The sequence below is a fragment of the Variovorax paradoxus EPS genome (assembly GCF_000184745.1).
GTDB classification, from domain to species: Bacteria; Pseudomonadota; Gammaproteobacteria; order Burkholderiales; family Burkholderiaceae_C; genus Variovorax; species Variovorax paradoxus_C.
This window is the reverse complement of record NC_014931.1, coordinates 2,320,800-2,336,461: the sequence shown is the minus strand read 5'-3', so window position 1 is coordinate 2,336,461 and position 15,662 is coordinate 2,320,800. Positions and strand designations below refer to the sequence as shown.

Sequence of the window (15,662 nt, the reverse complement as noted above, 5' to 3'; positions counted from 1 at the left end):
CGGCAGGTCAGGCCGCTGTGGGCCTGCTGTGCACCACCAGCTTCGGCGTGAAGTACTGAACCACCTCGCCGCGCTGATTGCGCGTCTGGCAGCGCATCGTCACCATCGCGCGGCCGGGCTTGGAGCGCGAGGGCGTGATGTCGACCACCTCGCTCACCACATGCAGCACGTCGCCGGGCCGCGTCGGCTTGGGCCACTGCAGCTCGCCGCCCGAGCCGATGATCCCGTCGGCCAGCGGCACGCCGCTCTCCACCAGCAGCTTCATCGTGAGTGCGGCCGTGTGCCAGCCGCTCGCCGCGAGGCCGCCGAAGAAGGTGTTCTTCGCAGCCTCTTCATCCGTATGAAAAGGCTGCGGATCGAACTGCAGCGCGAACGCCTTGATCTGCGCCACATCGAGCGTGTGTTCGCCGCTCTGGAAACGGTCGCCGACCGACAGGTCTTCGAGGTACAGCGCGCGCTTCGCGCCGGTGTCAGTGGATGCGGTCATGGGGTCTCCTTGTCGTGGGTTCGCGCATGAGCGCATTTTCGAACTTTCCTTCGGTCAGACGCGCTCCAGGATGGTCGCGATGCCCTGCCCGCCGCCGATGCACTGCGTGGCCAGCGCATAACGGCCCTTCTCGCGCACCAGCAGCGACGCCGCCTTGCCCGTGATGCGCGCGCCGGTCGCGCCCAGCGGATGGCCGATCGAAAGACCGCCGCCGTCGAGGTTGATCTTCGACGGGTCGAGGCCCAGGTCGCGGATGCACGCGAGCGCCTGCGACGAGAAGGCTTCATTGATCTCGATCACGTCGAGGTCCGCCGCGCTCAGGCCGGCGCGTGCGAGCGCCTTGCGCGTCGCGGGGATCGGACCGATACCCATGATGGCCGGGTCCACGCCCACGGTTGCGAACGACTTGATGCGCGCGAGCATCTGCAGGCCGTGCTTCGCGGCGAAGGCATCGCTGGTCACGAGCACGACGGCCGCGCCGTCGGTGAGCGGCGACGAGGTGCCCGCCGTCACCACGCCGTCGGGGCGGAAGGCGGGCTTGAGGTTCGCCAGCGCTTCGGCCGAGGTGCTCGGGCGGATGCAGCCGTCCGCATCGACCACGTCGCCCGAAGCCAGGCGCACGGGCACGATCTCGCCTGCAAGCCGGCCTTCCGCGCGCGCGGCGGCCGCTTTGCGGTGCGAATCGACCGCGAACGCTTCCTGGTCGGCGCGGCTCACGTTCCAGCGCTGCGCGACGTTCTCGGCCGTCTCGCCCATCGAGATGTACGCGTCGGTATTGGCCAGCAACTCGGGGCTGGGCGAGAAGTTGAAGCCACCCTGCGGCACCATCGTCATCGACTCGACGCCCACGCAGAGGAACGCCTCGCCCATGCCCGCCTCGATCTGCGCCGCGGCGATGTGCACGGCCTGCATCGACGAGCCGCAGAAGCGGTTCACCGTCATGCCGCCCACCTCGTGCGGCAACCCGGCCAGGAGGCCGACGATGCGCGCGACGTTGTTGCCCTGCGAGGCTTCGGGGTACGCGCAGCCCAGGATGATGTCTTCGAGCAGCGCGGGGTCGAGGTCGGTGCGCTGCAGCAGGCCCTTCACCACGCCGGCGGCCAGGGTGTCGGGGCGCACCTCGGCGAGGGCGCCCTTCTTTGCGAAGTGGAACGGCGAGCGGGCGTAGGCGGAAATGACGGCTTTCATGAAGATGCTCCTTGAGAAAATCTACCATCCAATCGGTAGGCTGATGGGTCAAAAAATAGGCACGTCGATGCGTGCCTTGCGATGCCGCCCGGCCGTCAGCCGGGCAATGAACTCCTGAGCTGCGCGATGGCTTCGTCGAAGTCTTCGACGCGCCCCGTCATGCGCGATGCGAGCAGCGCGCCCTGGCACACCGAGAACACATAACTGGCCTGCGCAGCAACCGAGGGAGCACCCTTCTTCCGCGCCCCTGCCGGTGCCAGCGCGCCCAGCACGCCGGTGAGCCACAGCACCTGCGTGTGGCGCAGCTCCTGCACCGCCTGGCGCAGTTCTTCGTTGATGCAATCCCACCCCGGGGCCAGCGAGCCGGCGGGGCACATGCCCGAGCCGGCCTTCAGCGTGTTGCGGTACATGCGGAAGTAGGAGTCGAGCGCGTCCTGGGGTTCGCGCTCGCGGGCCGCATCCCAGTCCTTGAAGTACTGCGCGGCCTGCCGGATCACCGCGATGCCCAGCGCTTCCTTGGTCGGGAAGTGGTGGTACAGGCTCGCCTTGCGAATGCCGACCGCGTTGGCCACGTCCTGGAAGCTGAAGCCCAGGTACGAGCGGGTTTCGATCAGGCCGCGCGCCACGCCGAGGATCTGGTCCCGGGTGCTGCCGGCGGCAAGCGCGGCGGGGGTGGCGGTGGCGTCGTTCATCTACCTACTATAAGGTAGGGAAATTCCAAGCACAAGCCTCAGGGTCATTCCTCAATCCGCCTTGATGTTCGCGGCCTTCACGATGCGCCCGTTGCTCTCGAACTCCGAAGCGATCTCCTTGGCGAAGGCCGCGGCCGCGCCGCCGGTCGGCACGTTGTCGGTGGCCGTGAGCTTGGCGCGCAGCTCGGGGCTGGCCAGCGCCTTGTTGATCTCGGCGTTGTATTTCGCGACCAGTGCGGGCGGCGTGGCTGCCGGCGCGAACACGCCGAACAGCGAGTTGATGTTCGCCGCGTTGTAGCCCAGCTCGCCCAGCGTGGGCACCTGCGGCAGGCTGTCGAGCCGGGCCGGAGCGCCCACGGCCAGCGGCCGCAGCTTGCCCGACTGGATGTGCGAGGTGAGCGTCGGGCTCGCGTTGGTCGAGAGGATCTCGAACTGCCCGCCCAGCGCATCGTTGAGCTGCTGGCCGCCGCCCTTGTAGGGCACATGCGTGATGTCCACACCGGTCGCCGCCCTCACCTGCTCCAGCACGATGTGCCCGAGCGACGCCGGCCCCGAGGTGGCCCAGCGCACCGCGCCGGGCTGCGCCTTGGCATCGGCGATGAGCCCGCGGAAATCCTTCGCCTTGCTGGCCGGCGTGGCAATCAGCAGCACCGGCGAATACATCACGCTCGCGACCGGCGCGATGTCCTTCAGCGGATCGAAAGGCAACTTGCCCAGGTGCGGGCTCAGCACCAGCGGACTGATGGCCGAGAAGCCGAGCGTCGCGCCATCGGGCGCGGCCTTGGCGACCGCGTCCATGCCGATGGCGCCGCTCGCGCCGGCGCGGTTGTCGACGACCACCGTGGTGCCCATCTGCGCGGCGAGCCTGTCGCCGAGCGCGCGTGCGACCACGTCGCTCACGCCGCCTGCGGGGTACGCCACGATGAGGCGGATGGTCTTGGGGATGGATGGGGCCTGTGCCTGCGCGCCGGCAGCGCAGAGCGCGGCCGCAGCGAGAAGGAGCCACGACGGCTTGAACTTGAAATGCATGTCTGTCATGAGGAGGGGAAATCAGTCGAGTTGCAGCTTGCGCTCGCGGATGAGCCTGGACCACTTCTCATTGTCCGACTTGACGAAGGCCGCGAACTCGGCCGGCCCGAGCGAATGCACCTCGGCGCCCGCAGTCGCGAACTTGGCCTTGATCTCGGGCTGCGCGAGCGCACGCGCCAGCTCGTTCGAGAGCCGGTCAACCACATCCTTGGGCATGTTGGCCGGCCCCACCAGCCCCTGGAAGCCCACCGACTCCATGCCCGCCAAGCCAAGTTCCTTCACCGTCGGCACATCGGGCAGTTGCGGATCGCGCACCGGCCCGGTCACCGCCAGCGCCTTGAGCTTGCCGCCCTTCACCTGCGGCAGCAGTACGCTGCCCGCATCGATGAGGATCTGCGTCTGCCCACCGAGCAGATCCTGCACCGCGGGCGCGCTGCCCTTGTAGGGCACATGGGTCATGTCCAGGCCCGTCACCTGGTTCATCAGCTCGCCGTTCAGATGCGTCGAGGTGCCGTTGCCGCCCGAGGCGAAATTGACCTTGCCCGGCTGCCCCTTGGCCCAGGCGACGAACTCCTTGAGGTTCTTCGCGGGGTGGTCTGGCCGCGTCACCGCGATGTAGCTCCCCTGGCTGATCTGGCCGATGTAGGTGAACTGCTTGATAGGGTCGTACGGCGGCTTGCTCTGCAGGTACGGCGCGATCGCGAAGGGGCCGGTGTTGGCCAGCAGCAGCGTGTAGCCGTCGGCCGGCTGGCGCGTGAGCTCGGTCGCCGCGATCATGCCGCTCGCGCCGGGCTTGTAGTCGACCACCAACTGCTGCTTGAGCGCCTCCTGCAGCGGCACCTGCACCGTGCGCGCCGCGAAGTCGATGCCGCCGCCGGGCGGGTAGCCGACGATCAGGCGGATGGGCTTGGCGGTGGGAAAGCCTTGCGCCGCGGCGAGCCCCGCGGCGGCAGCCAGCGCAACGCCGGCGCAAAGTCTGTTGAAGTTCATGGGCATGTCTCCTCGAATGAATCAGCGATTTTGTAGCAGCCGCGCCAAGGTCATCGCGTTGCCGACGGCCTCGCCACCCGCTGTGTTGTCCAGGATGCACCAGCACACGGCGCCCTCCTCGCGCGCGAGCCGCAGACGCGATGCGAGCCGCTCCAGCAGCGCATCGTCGTAGGCCGACCAGTAACGGCGCGGCGACCCGTGCAGCCGCAGGTAGACGAGCCCCGGCCATCCGCCGGGCGCCGCCGCTTCGTCGAACAGCACCGGATCGGCCAGCACGCGACCGACCTCGAAGCGCGACAGCAGCGACTCGGCCACCGGCACGAACCAGCCGCGATGCCTCGGCTCCAGTGCCACGGGACCGGTGTGCCTCCGCCGAACATCGGTGAGAAACCGTTGAACGACGGCAGCATCGAACGCGAGGCTCGGCGGCAGTTGCACGACCAGACACCCGAGCCTGTCGCCCAGCCCCGCGACCTGCGAAAGAAATTCATCGAAGGCCGGCATCGCGCCGGCCAGCCGCTGCTCATGCGTGACGGTCTTCGGCAGCTTGACCGCGAAGCGAAATCCGTCGGGCGTGCTGCCGGCCCAGCGCTCGTAGGTTTCGCGCCGATGCGGCCGATAGAACGAGGTATCGATCTCCACCGCATCGAAGCGCTGCGCGTAGCGCTCGAGGTGTGAGCCCTCGGCGGGAAACGCCGGCCACAGGTCGCGCGGCAGGCTCCAACCCGCGCACCCGATGCGCGGCATTCCGGGAATGATCTGCGTCATCCCCGCATCGTAAGCAAGGCGCCCGTTCAGCCCCAGGGCATCGTGAAGGTCTTGCCGTTGGTGAACGACTTGATCGCCTCCTGCACCCCCTCCTTGTAGCCCAGCCCCGAGTCCTTGATGCCGCCGAAGGGCGTGAGCTCGATGCGGTAGCCCGGCACCTCCCACACGTTCACCGTACCCACCTTCAGCTCGTTGGCGAAGCGGGTCGCGTAGTCCATGCGGTCGGTGCAGATGCCCGACGACAGGCCGTAGGCCGTGCCGTTCGAGATGGCGATCGCCTCGTCGATGCTGCCGAAGCGGATGATCGGCGAGACGGGGCCGAAGGTCTCCTCGCGCACCACCGTCATCTCGGGCCGCACGTTGTCCAGCACGGTCGGCGAATAGAGCGCGCCCTCGCGCCGGTTGCCCACGAGCAGCCGCGCACCCAATGCCACCGCCTCGTCCACCAGCAATTCGAAGCGGCGGGCTGCGGCCTCGTCGATCACCGTGCCCATGTCGTTGTTCGCGTCCGCGGGGTCGCCGTATTTCCAGCGCTTCGTCTTCTCGACCACGCGCTCGGTGAACTCGCTCGCCACATCCTTGTGCACCAGCATCCGCTTGACTGCCGTGCAGCGCTGGCCCGAGTTCTTGTACGAGCCCTGCACCGCGAGGTCGGAGGCGCGGTCGAGGTCCGCGTCTTCCATCACGATCAGCGGGTCGTTGCCGCCCAGTTCCAGCACGATGCGCCGGTAGCCGGCCTTCGCCGCGATGTACTTGCCGATGGCCACGCCGCCGGTGAAGGTGACGAGGTCCACCTGTGCATTCGTGATGAGCTCGTCGGCGATCTCGCGCGGGTCTCCCGTCAGCACCTGGAACATCTCGGGCGGCAAGCCTGCCTCATAGAGGATGTCTGCCAGGTAGAAGGCCGAGAGCGGCACCTTCTCCGACGGCTTGAGCACCATGCGGTTGTTGGTCGCGATGCTCGGCACCACTTTGTGCGCGACCTGGTTCATCGGATGGTTGAACGGCGTGATCGCGGTGATCACGCCCAGCAACGGCTCACGCAGCGTGATGACCTTGCGCTTCTTGCCGTGCGCGGTGAGGTCGCAAGAGAACACCTGCCCGTCGTCGCGCAGCGCCTCGGTCCCGCCGAAGGTCAGCACGTCGGCGACGCGGCCGATCTCATACAGCGCATCCTTCTTGCACAGGCCCGATTCCATCGTGATGATCGCGGCCCCTTCGTCGGCGCGTGCGCGCAGCAGCGCACAGGCCCGCTGCAGGATGCTCGCGCGCTCGTAGCGCGACAGCGTCGAGCGATACGCATGGCCGACGCGGAAGGCCTCGCGCACATCGTCCACCGAAGCGAGCGGCACGGTGCCCACGCGCTCGTTGGTGTAGGGGTTGAACACATCGAGCTTGCGCTCGCGCCGCACGCGCTCGCCGCCGATGCGCAGGGACTCGGCACGAAAGCCGGCACTGTCGCGATGCGGTGTCGAAGTCGTCGTCATGCCTGGTTCTCCGCAAGGTCGTTGCCGATGAAGTTCTTTCCGCGCGCGCCGCCCTGGGCGTGCAGCAGCATCTCGCGGGCTTCGTCGTCGCCCACGCCGTAATCGGCGAAGCGCGTCTTCACGCCCAGCGATTCGATGAAGGCCGCCAGCTGTTGCGGCGCCTCCGCTAGCGGCATGCCAAGGGCTTCGCGCAGCACCGCATCGCGGTCGGCGCGCCGGCCGATCGCGCGCTCCAGCACCATCGGCAGCAGGAACGAACAGGCGATGCCGTGCGGCAGGCCGTAGCGCAGCGTCATCTCGTAGGAGATGGAATGCGCGAGTGCCGTCTTGGTGTTGGAGAACGCCATGCCGGCCTTCAGTGCCGCGAGCGCCATGCGCCCCCGCAGTTCGACGTTGTCGAGCTGGGCCATCAACTGGGGCAGCACCTCGAGCGTGTCGCGCACGGCCGAGACCGCAAAGGTGTCGGACAGCGGATTCGCATTCACGTTCCAGATCGCCTCCAGTGCATGCGACAGCGCATCGAGCCCGCTCTGCAGTGTGACGGCCGCGGGCAGAGACAGCATCAGCTCCGGGTCGACCACCGCGTAGCGCGGCCAGGTCTCGGGCAGGTGCAGCGAATACTTCTTCTGCCGTTCGCGGTCCCACACCGTGGCCCAGGGCGTGACCTCGCTGCCGGTGCCTGCGGTGGTAGGCACGGCGATCAGCATCTTGCTGCGCGTGGGCACGAATGGCCGCTCGCCGGCAAGGCCCGCCACCAGATCGGCAAAGCTCGCCGCATCGTTCGCGACCATGAGCGCCTTCGCCGTATCGATGGCGCTGCCGCCGCCGACCGCGATGAGCACTTCCACATCCGCATGCTCGCGCCAGAACCACTCGTAAAGGCTCGCCAGTTCAGCGACATCGGGGTTGGGCCGCGTCTGATCGATGGTGCAGGCCAGTGCGCCCTGCAGCACAGACTCCAGCCGGCCCAGCAGGCCGATGGCGCGGGCCTCCGGAAAGGTCACCAGCGCGGCGCGGCGGCCGTCGAGCAGTTTCGGCAGGGACGACAGGGCCCCTGCCCCGTACACGCTCTGTACGGGGTTGTGGTAGTTGGCGCTCATGGGTTTCTCGTCAGGTGGCAGCGGGTGCTGCAGGGATCGCGTGATTCAGTGCCAGGTCGAAGATGTCGAAGTTGCGCAGCCGCCGCTTCGGATCGACGCCCTGCAGCTTCCGGTTGAACAGCAGCGGCACTTTCTGCTCGGAGAGCCCGCCGTGCGAACGCAGCGGCACCGTGAGGCCGCTCAGGTCGTGCTCCGAGGCGCGCGTGCCGATCACGGCGAGGTGGTCGGACACCACCACGAGGTCGCCGATGCGGTCGGGTGGCAGCTCGAAGCGCTGTGCCGCTTCGTCGCGCGTGAGCACCTGTTCGATGCCATCCGTTCCGCGCAGCGCTTCGATCAGCGCGGGCACATCGACACCCGCTTCGAGGTACACGGTCGCAAAGGAGCCGAGCGCGCCGTGATGCACCACGTACGGATCGGTGATCGGCAGGATCACGCGGCCGCGCCCCGCGCCCAGGCGCTCATCGAGCACCTCCTGCAGGAACACGATGCGCGGATTGCCGGCCGCATCGGTCTTCGGGCTCATGCCGTGGTCGGCGGTGAGCGCGATGGTCGCGCCCAGCGCATCGAGCTGTGCGAGGTAGCCGTCCATCATGGCGTAGAAGTCGTTGGCGCCGGGCGTGCCCGGCGCGCACTTGTGCTGCACGTAGTCGGTGGTCGAGAGGTACATGAGGTCGGGCCGCTCGGTCTCCATCAGCTTCACGCCGGCCGCGAACACGAACTCGCTCAAGTCCGCGCTGTAGACAGAGGGCACGGGCTTGCCGACCAGCGCCAGCACATCGTCGATGCCGCCGTTTGCGCGCGTTGCCTGGTCGGCCTTCTCGGCCGAGAAGCAGATGCCTTCCATGCGGTGGCCCAGGAGCGTGCGCAGCTTGTCCTTGGCGGTGACCACCGCGACCTTGGCGCCGGCCTTGGAGAACACCGCCAGCAGCGTCTCGGCACGCAGGTAAGCCGGGTCGTTCATCATCACTTCCTTGCCCTGTGCGGTGTCGAGGAAGTAGTTGCCGCAGATGCCGTGCACCGAGGGCGGTGCGCCGGTCACGATCGAGAGGTTGTTCGGGTTCGTGAAGCTGGGCACCACGCAGTCGCCCACCAGTGAACTTCCAACGGCCAGCATCTTCTTCATGAAAGGCGCGACACCGGCCTGGATTGCCTGCGTGATGTAGTCGGGCTCGCAGCCATCGACGCACACCACGACGACGGGTTGCGTGGGCGACCTGTAGGTGCGGCCGTTCACCGAGACATCCGGAAGGGACGACTTGCTGCTGGTCATTGATGCGCTCCTTGTTGAATCCATGCGCGCAACTTGGTCGACAGGTAGTCGGCCGTCATCACCATGACGACGATCACCAGGATGCAGGTCGCGGTGTCCTGGTACTGGAAGAGCTTCATGCTCCCCACCAGTTCGAAGCCGATGCCGCCCGCGCCCACCATGCCCAGCACCGTGGCCTGGCGCAGGTTGGTCTCGAAGCGGTAGACGATGACGCCGATCCACGCGGTCACGACCTGCGGGATCACGCCGAAGATGATGGTCTGGATGGGCCCGGCGCCGGTGGCGCGCAATGCTTCGAGCGGACCTTGGTCGATCTCCTCGATCGACTCCGCGAAGAACTTGCCGAGCATGCCCGCGCCGTGCAGCGCCAGGGCCAGCACGCCGGGGAATGGCCCGAGGCCCACGGCCGCCACGAAGATCAGCGCGAGGATGATCTCGTTGATGCCGCGCGTGATGTTCAGCACCTGCCGCATCGCATGGAACACCGCGATGTTCGGCGAGATGTTGCGCGCCGCGAAGAAGCACAGCGGCACCGCAAGAATCACCGACAGCAGCGTGCCCCAGAGCGCGATCTGCACCGTCTCGATGGCCGGCTTCACCAGCCGCTGCATGAACTCCCAGTTGGGCGGCAGCATGCGGCCGAGGAAGTCGGCGATCCACGGCATGCCCTTGGCCAGCTCGCTGAAGCTCACCTGGCTGCCGATGGCGGCCCACCACATCACGCCCAGCGCAGCCAGGCCGACGAGGGCGTACTTCCACCAGCCCGGGTTGCCGCCGCTCTTGGCGACCAACAGGTTGTAGCGTCCGATGGCGATCATGTTTGCTCCAGGGCGAGTTGCTGGGCGGGGCGCACCGCGGCCACGGGAGCGGCTGCGGGCGATGCGGCGGGTGCGGTAGGCTCGATCGGGCCGTCTTCCAGGCCGCCCGGGTAGATGCGTTGCAGCACCTCTTCGGTCAGTTCGTCAGGCCGGCCTTCGAACACCACGCGGCCGGCGGCGACGCCGATCACGCGCTGCGCGAATTCACGCGCGTAGTCCACCTGGTGCAGGTTGCAGATGACGGTGATGCCCGCCTCGCTGCTGGCCTGCTTCAGGTAGTTCAGCACCTTGCGCGAGGTCTTCGGATCGAGGCTGGCGACGGGCTCGTCGGCCAGGATCACCTTGGGCTGCTGCGCCAGCGCCCGGGCGATGCCCACGCGCTGCTTCTGGCCGCCCGAGAGCGTGTCGGTGCGCAGGTCCGACTTGTGGTCGAGCTCCACGCGGCGCAGACACTCGCGTGCAATCGCGATGTCCTTCGCAGGGAAGATCTGGAACCACGAGGCGATGGCCGGCATCGAGCCGAGCCGCCCGGTCAGCACGTTCTTGAGCACCGACAGGCGCGGCACCACGTTGTAGTGCTGGAAGATCATCGCCACGTCGCGGCGCACCTTGCGAAGGCCGCTGCGGTCTCCCCGCGAACGCTCGCCGTCGACATGGATCTCGCCCTCGCTCGGCTCGGCCAGGTGGTTGATGCAGCGAAGCAAGGTGGACTTGCCCGCGCCCGAGGCGCCGAGGATGACGACGAACTCGCCCTTGGCCACCGTGAGGTCGACGCGGTGCAGCGCGGTGAAGTCGCCGTAGCGCTTGCAAAGGCCTCTGATCTCGATCATTTCATCTTCCTCAGGTCGAGGTTCAGCACCTTGGCCGTGTCGCGGATGATGTTGTAGGCCGCGTCGTTGGTCGGGTGGAAACCGTTGAGCTCGCCCTGGTCGGACCAGGGAATGTCCTTCACCTGCAGGAAGGCGGCCTGCACGCGCGTCTTGAGGTCGGCGGGCAGGTCCTTGCGCCAGACGGTGGGCGACTCGGGAATCGGGTCCGACTTCCACACCTCGACCAGGTCTTCGCGCTTGACGAGGCCTTTCGAAACCGCGGCATCGAGGATGCGGTCGGCAATCGCCGCTGCCTCCACCTTCTTGTTCTGCACCGCGATCGCGCTGGAGTCGTGCGAGCCCGAGAAGATCACGCGGCCGAAGTCCTTGTCGGTGTTGAAGCCCAGCTTCATCAGCCCCGCCTTCGGGAACAGGTGGCCCGACGTGGAACTCGGATCGACGAACGCGAAGGTCTTCCCCTTCAGGTCGGCCACCGTCTTGATGCCGGTGTCCTTGTGCGTGACGATCTGGCTGTAATAGAAGGTGCGTCCGGCCTTCTTGGTTTCGGCGACGGCGAAGGCTTCGATGTCGGCGACCGTTGCGCCCAGCACGTACGAGAAGGGGCCGAGGTAGGCCACGTCGAGACGCTTGGAACGCAGCGCTTCGATCACGCCGTTGTAGTCGGCCGCCACGAAGGGCTTGACCGCGAATCCCAGGGCCTTGGACAGCATGTCCATCATGGCCTGGCTGTTGGCGATCATGGCGCGCGAATCCTCGGAAGGAATCAGCCCGACAGTGAGAACCTGCTGTGCCCGTGCCATCGGCACGAAGGCGGACGCTGTGACGGCGGCAGTGCCGAACAGCAACTTTCTGCGCTTCATCATGGTTGTCTCCAGTGGTCTGTGTTGCATGAATTCCTCCTGGTGGTTTCGAAGGGCAAAAGCGCCCGTTCCGAGTCTTCCAGTGCTTCGTGTCGTGGTCATGACATCGAGAGGATTTCGGGACGTCCGGCGTATTTCTGTCGCTGCCTGGTCCGTCTTGAAGCGGAGTAAATCACCGAGGCTCGTATCGAACAAATTCAATTTTTTTCGATGATCTATATACTGAATCTATAGATTCAAAGGGTCTTCCCCATGCGCCTCACACAGCTGCGTTCCTTCTATGCCGTGGCCCGCGAGGGCAGCTTCACCAAGGCCGCCGAACACCTGCATGTGAGCCAGCCCACCATCACCACGCAGGTGCGGTTTCTCGAAGAGGCGTATCAGGTGGAGCTCTTTCACCGGCGAGGCCGGCGCGTGCAGCTCACCGAAATCGGCGAGCAGCTGATGCAGCTCGCGCAGCAGATCTTCAGCCTCGAAGGCGATGCGGTCGCGCTGCTCGGAGATGCGGGCACGCTGCGCACCGGCCACCTGCGCGTGGCGGCCGTGGGGCCCTATCACGTGACCAAGATGCTGGTCGACTTCAGCCTGCGCTACCCCGGTGTGAAGGTCACCGTAAGCACCGGCAATTCGCAGGACGTGCTCGACAGCCTCGTGGACTACAGCGCCGACGTCGGCGTGCTCGCGCAGATGGTGCGCGACGACCGGTTCCTGTCGGTGCCGTTCAGCCAGCACCCGGTCGTGATGTTCGTGCCATCCACGCACCGCTTCGCGCGCCGGCGCAACATCCGGCTTGCGGAGTTGCAGGGCGAGCGGCTCATCATGCGGGAGCAAGGATCGACCACGCGCAAGGCGCTCGAACTTGCGCTCGCCAAGGCGAAGGTCGAGGTCGATGTGGTGATGGAGATCAGCAGCCGCGAGGTGATCCGCGAAGCCGTGTCGCAAGGCTTGGGCATTGCGGCGGTATCGAGCGTGGAGTTCGTGCCGAGCCCCGACCTGCGCATGGTCGGCTTCAGCGACACCGAGATCTTCACGTATGCGCACGTGCTGTGCCTCGCGGAGCGGCGCGAGATGCGCATGGTCAGCGCCTTCTTCGACACGCTGGTGCCGGCCATCGAGGCGCGCAAGCGCAAGGCCTGAGCGAACGCGGGTTCAACCGCGCGGATGGTGCGCCGCGTGCAGTTGCTTCAGGCGTTCGCGCGCCACGTGCGTGTAGATGGTGGTCGTTGATATGTCGGCATGGCCGAGCAGCAGTTGCACCGCGCGCAGGTCCACGCCGTGGTTCAAGAGGTGCGTGGCGAAGGCGTGCCGCAGCGTGTGCGGCGACAGCGGCACATGGATGCCCGCAGCCGCGGCCTGCTTCTTCACGATGATCCAGAACATCACGCGCGTCATGCCCGCGCCGCGTGCGGTCACGAAGAGATCGGGCGTCTGCTGTCCATCGAGGATGACCGGGCGCGACTCCTCGAGGTAGCGCTCGATCCAGCGCCGCGCCTCGCCGCCGAAGGGCACGAGCCGCTCCTTGTTGCCCTTGCCGAGCACGCGCAGCACGCCGTCGTTGAGGCTCATGTCGATGACCTTGAGCGCCACCAACTCGCTCACGCGCAGGCCGCTGGCATACATCACCTCGAGCATCGCGCGGTCACGAAGGCCCAACGGCGTCTCGACATCCGGCGCGGCCAGCAGATCGTCGACCTGTTTCTCCGACAGCGTCTTGATGGCACGGGGCATCTGCCGCGCAGGCGCGAGCCGGATCGTCGGGTCCGCCGTGATGCGGCGTTCGCGCAGCGCCCATCGGTAGTAGCGCTTGAACACGGTGAGCCGCCGGTTGGCCGAGGTGGCCTTGCCCTTGGTCGAGAGGCGCACGCCCATGTAGGCCTGCACGTCGGACTCCTGCGCCGTATCGAGCGCAATGCCGCTGCGCTGCTTGCCCAGCCATTGCGAGAACAGCGCGAGGTCGCGGCGGTACGCGGCCAGCGTGTTCTTCGAGAGCCCGTCCTCGAGCCAGAGGGCGTCGATGAACTCGTCGATTTCAGGGGTGGGTGCTGCGGCGGCCTCGGTCATGCGGTGCAAGATAACAAAAGAAAAAGCCGCCCCGAATGCGGGGCGGCTTTTGCGGGGCGAAGGCCGATCAGTCGAGCTTCAGGTTCTGCTTCTTCACGACCTGCTTGTACACCTCGTACTCGGCCTTGATCTGCGCTGCGAACTGCTCGGGCGAGTTGGCCACGATCAGCGAGCCGGTGTCTTCGATGCGCTTCTTCACCGCAGGATCTTCCACCGCCTTCTTCACGCCCGCGGCGACCTTGTCGATCACGTCCTTCGGCAAGCCCTTCGGGCCCAGGATGCCGTAGTAGGCCATGCGGTTCACCGGCTCCAGGCCCACTTCCTTGAAGGTCGGCACGTTCGGCAGGGCGGCCAGACGCTGGGGCGCCGACACCACGATCGGGATCAGCCGGCCGCTGGTGATGAAGGGCATCGCCGAGGGGATGTTGTCGAACATGATCGGCACCTGGCCGGCCACCACGTCGTTCAGCGCCGGACCCGCGCCGCGGTACGGGATGTGCGTCACGAAGGTGTTCGTCAGGCTCTTGTAGAGCTCCATCAAGAGGTGGCCGATGCCGCCCGTGCCCGACGAGGCGTACGAATACTTGCCGGGGTTCTTCTTCAGCTCGGCCACGAACTCGGCGTAGTTCTTCGCCGGAAAGCTCGGATTCACCGCAATGATGTTCGGCGTGGCCGCGATGTTGGTGATCGGCGTGAAGTCGTTGATCGGGTCGTACGGCACCTTGGGGTTGATCGCCGGATTGGCGGCCGTGCTCGACACGGTGGCCACGCCGAGCTTGTAGCCATCGGGCGTGGCGCGGGCGGTTTCGGCCGCGCCGACGATGCCGCCGCCACCGGCGCGGTTGATCACCACCACGGGCTGGCCCAGGATCTTGCCCAGCGGATCGGAAATGACGCGCGCCACGATGTCCGTCGTGCCGCCCGGAGCGAACGGCACGCTCAGTTCGACCGGCTTGTTGGGATAGCCTTGCGCAAAGCTCTGGCCCGCGACTGCGGCCAGGGCGACTGCCCCCATCAGGGCGCTCCATTGACGACGTTGCATCGAATAACTCCTTGAATTGACTGGCTTTGACTGACGAATGTCGAAAAAAGCGAAGCCCGGATGCTAGCGGCTCCGGCGCCGGCCTCGTGCTCTGGATTACCCATGGTCCGTGCGGTTTATGCTCGAAGCGGTGAACTATGCGCAGCTGCTTTTCCCCGACTTCTCCCTCATCGCCATCGGCTGGCTCCTGTGCCGCTACACCGCGCTCGACCGCCGCGTGTGGGACCAGGTCGAGAGCCTCGTCTACTACTTTCTTTTTCCGGTGCTGCTGTTCCACTCGATCGTGCGCAGCCCGCTCGACTTCGGCGCCACCTCGAGCCTGCTGACCGCGGGTGTCGGCGTCGGGCTCTGCGGCATCGCGCTGGCCTACGCCCTGCCCTTCGTGCCCGGGCTCGGTACGCACATCGACCGGCGTGACCATGCCGCGAGCGCGCAGGTGGCGTTCCGCTTCAACTCCTTCATCTGCCTCGCGCTGGCCGACCGGCTCGCTGGCCCTGAAGGCCTCTTGCTCATCGCGGTGCTGATCGGCGTGTGCGTGCCGATGTTCAACATCGCCGCCGTGTGGCCGATGACGCGGCATGCGCAGACCGGCTTCGTGCGGCAACTGGTGCGCAACCCGCTGATCGTGGCCACGGTGGCCGGGCTGCTGGCGAACCTGCTGGGCTTCACGGTGCCGACCTGGCTCACGCCGACGCTCACGCGCATCGGCGCGGCCTCGCTCGCGCTGGGCCTCCTGGCCGCCGGCGCGGGCATGCAGTTCGCGACGCTCGGGCGCGGCAAGGTGCTCGCGGCGTCGGTGCTGGCGATCCGGCACCTGATCCTTCCGCTGGTGGCGTGGGGACTGGCACGCGCGCTGCGGCTCGACGGCATCCAGGCGTCGGTGCTGATGGCTTTTTCGGCAGTGCCGACCGCTTCGAGCGCCTATGTGCTCGCGGCGCGCATGGGCTACAACGGGCCGTATGTGGCGGGGCTGGTGACGCTGTCGACGGTGCTGGGGGTGGCGAGCCTGCCGTTTGCGCTGGCGTTGCCGAGATAGC

The 15,662-nt window shown here is 67.0% G+C and carries 16 protein-coding genes; 2 read left to right on the top strand and 14 right to left on the bottom strand.

Annotation, left to right across the window (positions count from 1 at the left end):
* Positions 1-7: 7 nt before the first annotated feature.
* From VARPA_RS10785 to phnD, 12 genes are all read right to left on the bottom strand, one after another.
* Positions 8-487, bottom strand: coding sequence for a MaoC family dehydratase (locus VARPA_RS10785; protein WP_013540592.1), 480 nt, complete (start codon positions 485-487; stop codon positions 8-10).
* Positions 488-541: 54 nt separating this feature from the next.
* Entirely contained in the window at positions 542-1,675 is a 1,134-nt protein-coding gene (locus tag VARPA_RS10780) for a thiolase family protein (RefSeq protein ID WP_013540591.1), read from the bottom strand.
* A 95-nt stretch (positions 1,676-1,770) separates the two neighbouring features.
* The gene (locus VARPA_RS10775) at positions 1,771-2,367 is read right to left on the bottom strand and encodes a TetR/AcrR family transcriptional regulator (RefSeq protein WP_013540590.1); all 597 of its coding nucleotides are present in this window, start codon (positions 2,365-2,367) and stop codon (positions 1,771-1,773) included.
* A 51-nt stretch (positions 2,368-2,418) separates the two neighbouring features.
* Positions 2,419-3,405: a Bug family tripartite tricarboxylate transporter substrate binding protein gene (locus VARPA_RS10770; RefSeq protein WP_013540589.1), complete on the bottom strand. Its 987-nt coding sequence runs from the start codon at positions 3,403-3,405 to the stop codon at positions 2,419-2,421.
* Between the two features lie 12 nt (positions 3,406-3,417).
* Positions 3,418-4,386, bottom strand: coding sequence for a Bug family tripartite tricarboxylate transporter substrate binding protein (locus VARPA_RS10765; protein ID WP_013540588.1), 969 nt, complete (start codon positions 4,384-4,386; stop codon positions 3,418-3,420).
* A gap of 21 nt (positions 4,387-4,407) precedes the next feature.
* The gene (locus VARPA_RS10760) at positions 4,408-5,154 is read right to left on the bottom strand and encodes a DUF72 domain-containing protein (protein WP_013540587.1); all 747 of its coding nucleotides are present in this window, start codon (positions 5,152-5,154) and stop codon (positions 4,408-4,410) included.
* A gap of 26 nt (positions 5,155-5,180) precedes the next feature.
* Entirely contained in the window at positions 5,181-6,641 is a 1,461-nt protein-coding gene (gene phnY, locus VARPA_RS10755) for a phosphonoacetaldehyde dehydrogenase (protein ID WP_013540586.1), read from the bottom strand.
* Positions 6,638-7,741 (bottom strand): iron-containing alcohol dehydrogenase PsrA, encoded by a 1,104-nt coding sequence (psrA, locus tag VARPA_RS10750; RefSeq protein ID WP_013540585.1) that lies wholly within the window; start codon positions 7,739-7,741, stop codon positions 6,638-6,640. The genes phnY and psrA overlap by 4 nt, the downstream gene beginning before the upstream one ends.
* A gap of 10 nt (positions 7,742-7,751) precedes the next feature.
* Positions 7,752-9,014 carry a phosphonoacetate hydrolase gene (phnA, locus tag VARPA_RS10745; protein ID WP_013540584.1) on the bottom strand — a complete coding sequence of 421 codons (1,263 nt, stop codon included), beginning with the start codon at positions 9,012-9,014 and terminating at the stop codon, positions 7,752-7,754.
* Positions 9,011-9,832: a phosphonate ABC transporter, permease protein PhnE gene (gene phnE / locus VARPA_RS10740; protein WP_013540583.1), complete on the bottom strand. Its 822-nt coding sequence runs from the start codon at positions 9,830-9,832 to the stop codon at positions 9,011-9,013. The genes phnA and phnE overlap by 4 nt, the downstream gene beginning before the upstream one ends.
* The gene (gene phnC / locus VARPA_RS10735; RefSeq protein WP_013540582.1) at positions 9,829-10,662 is read right to left on the bottom strand and encodes a phosphonate ABC transporter ATP-binding protein; all 834 of its coding nucleotides are present in this window, start codon (positions 10,660-10,662) and stop codon (positions 9,829-9,831) included. The genes phnE and phnC overlap by 4 nt, the downstream gene beginning before the upstream one ends.
* Positions 10,659-11,522, bottom strand: a complete 864-nt coding sequence (phnD, locus tag VARPA_RS10730; protein WP_041943503.1) for a phosphonate ABC transporter substrate-binding protein — start codon at positions 11,520-11,522, stop codon at positions 10,659-10,661. The genes phnC and phnD overlap by 4 nt, the downstream gene beginning before the upstream one ends.
* A 252-nt stretch (positions 11,523-11,774) precedes the next feature.
* Between phnD and VARPA_RS10725 the strand changes: the two genes are divergently transcribed.
* Complete coding sequence (locus VARPA_RS10725; RefSeq protein ID WP_013540580.1) at positions 11,775-12,659, top strand: LysR substrate-binding domain-containing protein; 885 nt, start codon at positions 11,775-11,777, stop codon at positions 12,657-12,659.
* Positions 12,660-12,671: 12 nt separating this feature from the next.
* Here the strand turns inward: VARPA_RS10725 and xerD are convergent, their stop codons facing one another.
* Both xerD and VARPA_RS10715 read right to left on the bottom strand, forming a co-directional pair.
* Positions 12,672-13,583, bottom strand: a complete 912-nt coding sequence (gene xerD, locus VARPA_RS10720; RefSeq protein WP_013540579.1) for a site-specific tyrosine recombinase XerD — start codon at positions 13,581-13,583, stop codon at positions 12,672-12,674.
* 67 nt (positions 13,584-13,650) lie between these two features.
* Positions 13,651-14,625 (bottom strand): tripartite tricarboxylate transporter substrate binding protein BugE, encoded by a 975-nt coding sequence (locus VARPA_RS10715; RefSeq protein WP_013540578.1) that lies wholly within the window; start codon positions 14,623-14,625, stop codon positions 13,651-13,653.
* A 118-nt stretch (positions 14,626-14,743) separates the two neighbouring features.
* Between VARPA_RS10715 and VARPA_RS10710 the strand changes: the two genes are divergently transcribed.
* Positions 14,744-15,661: an AEC family transporter gene (locus VARPA_RS10710; protein ID WP_013540577.1), complete on the top strand. Its 918-nt coding sequence runs from the start codon at positions 14,744-14,746 to the stop codon at positions 15,659-15,661.
* Position 15,662: the final 1 nt, after the last annotated feature.

Bases quoted from the DNA above. Each gene is read 5' to 3' on its own strand.
- VARPA_RS10785 (WP_013540592.1), bottom strand. From the start codon at position 487: ATGACCGCATCCACTGACACCGGCGCGAAGCGCGCGCTGTACCTCGAA.
- VARPA_RS10780 (WP_013540591.1), bottom strand. From the start codon at position 1,675: ATGAAAGCCGTCATTTCCGCCTACGCCCGCTCGCCGTTCCACTTCGCA.
- VARPA_RS10775 (WP_013540590.1), bottom strand. From the start codon at position 2,367: ATGAACGACGCCACCGCCACCCCCGCCGCGCTTGCCGCCGGCAGCACC.
- VARPA_RS10770 (WP_013540589.1), bottom strand. From the start codon at position 3,405: ATGACAGACATGCATTTCAAGTTCAAGCCGTCGTGGCTCCTTCTCGCT.
- VARPA_RS10765 (WP_013540588.1), bottom strand. From the start codon at position 4,386: ATGAACTTCAACAGACTTTGCGCCGGCGTTGCGCTGGCTGCCGCCGCG.
- VARPA_RS10760 (WP_013540587.1), bottom strand. From the start codon at position 5,154: ATGACGCAGATCATTCCCGGAATGCCGCGCATCGGGTGCGCGGGTTGG.
- phnY (WP_013540586.1), bottom strand. From the start codon at position 6,641: ATGACGACGACTTCGACACCGCATCGCGACAGTGCCGGCTTTCGTGCC.
- psrA (WP_013540585.1), bottom strand. From the start codon at position 7,741: ATGAGCGCCAACTACCACAACCCCGTACAGAGCGTGTACGGGGCAGGG.
- phnA (WP_013540584.1), bottom strand. From the start codon at position 9,014: ATGACCAGCAGCAAGTCGTCCCTTCCGGATGTCTCGGTGAACGGCCGC.
- phnE (WP_013540583.1), bottom strand. From the start codon at position 9,832: ATGATCGCCATCGGACGCTACAACCTGTTGGTCGCCAAGAGCGGCGGC.
- phnC (WP_013540582.1), bottom strand. From the start codon at position 10,662: ATGATCGAGATCAGAGGCCTTTGCAAGCGCTACGGCGACTTCACCGCG.
- phnD (WP_041943503.1), bottom strand. From the start codon at position 11,522: ATGAAGCGCAGAAAGTTGCTGTTCGGCACTGCCGCCGTCACAGCGTCC.
- VARPA_RS10725 (WP_013540580.1), top strand. From the start codon at position 11,775: ATGCGCCTCACACAGCTGCGTTCCTTCTATGCCGTGGCCCGCGAGGGC.
- xerD (WP_013540579.1), bottom strand. From the start codon at position 13,583: ATGACCGAGGCCGCCGCAGCACCCACCCCTGAAATCGACGAGTTCATC.
- VARPA_RS10715 (WP_013540578.1), bottom strand. From the start codon at position 14,625: ATGCAACGTCGTCAATGGAGCGCCCTGATGGGGGCAGTCGCCCTGGCC.
- VARPA_RS10710 (WP_013540577.1), top strand. From the start codon at position 14,744: ATGCTCGAAGCGGTGAACTATGCGCAGCTGCTTTTCCCCGACTTCTCC.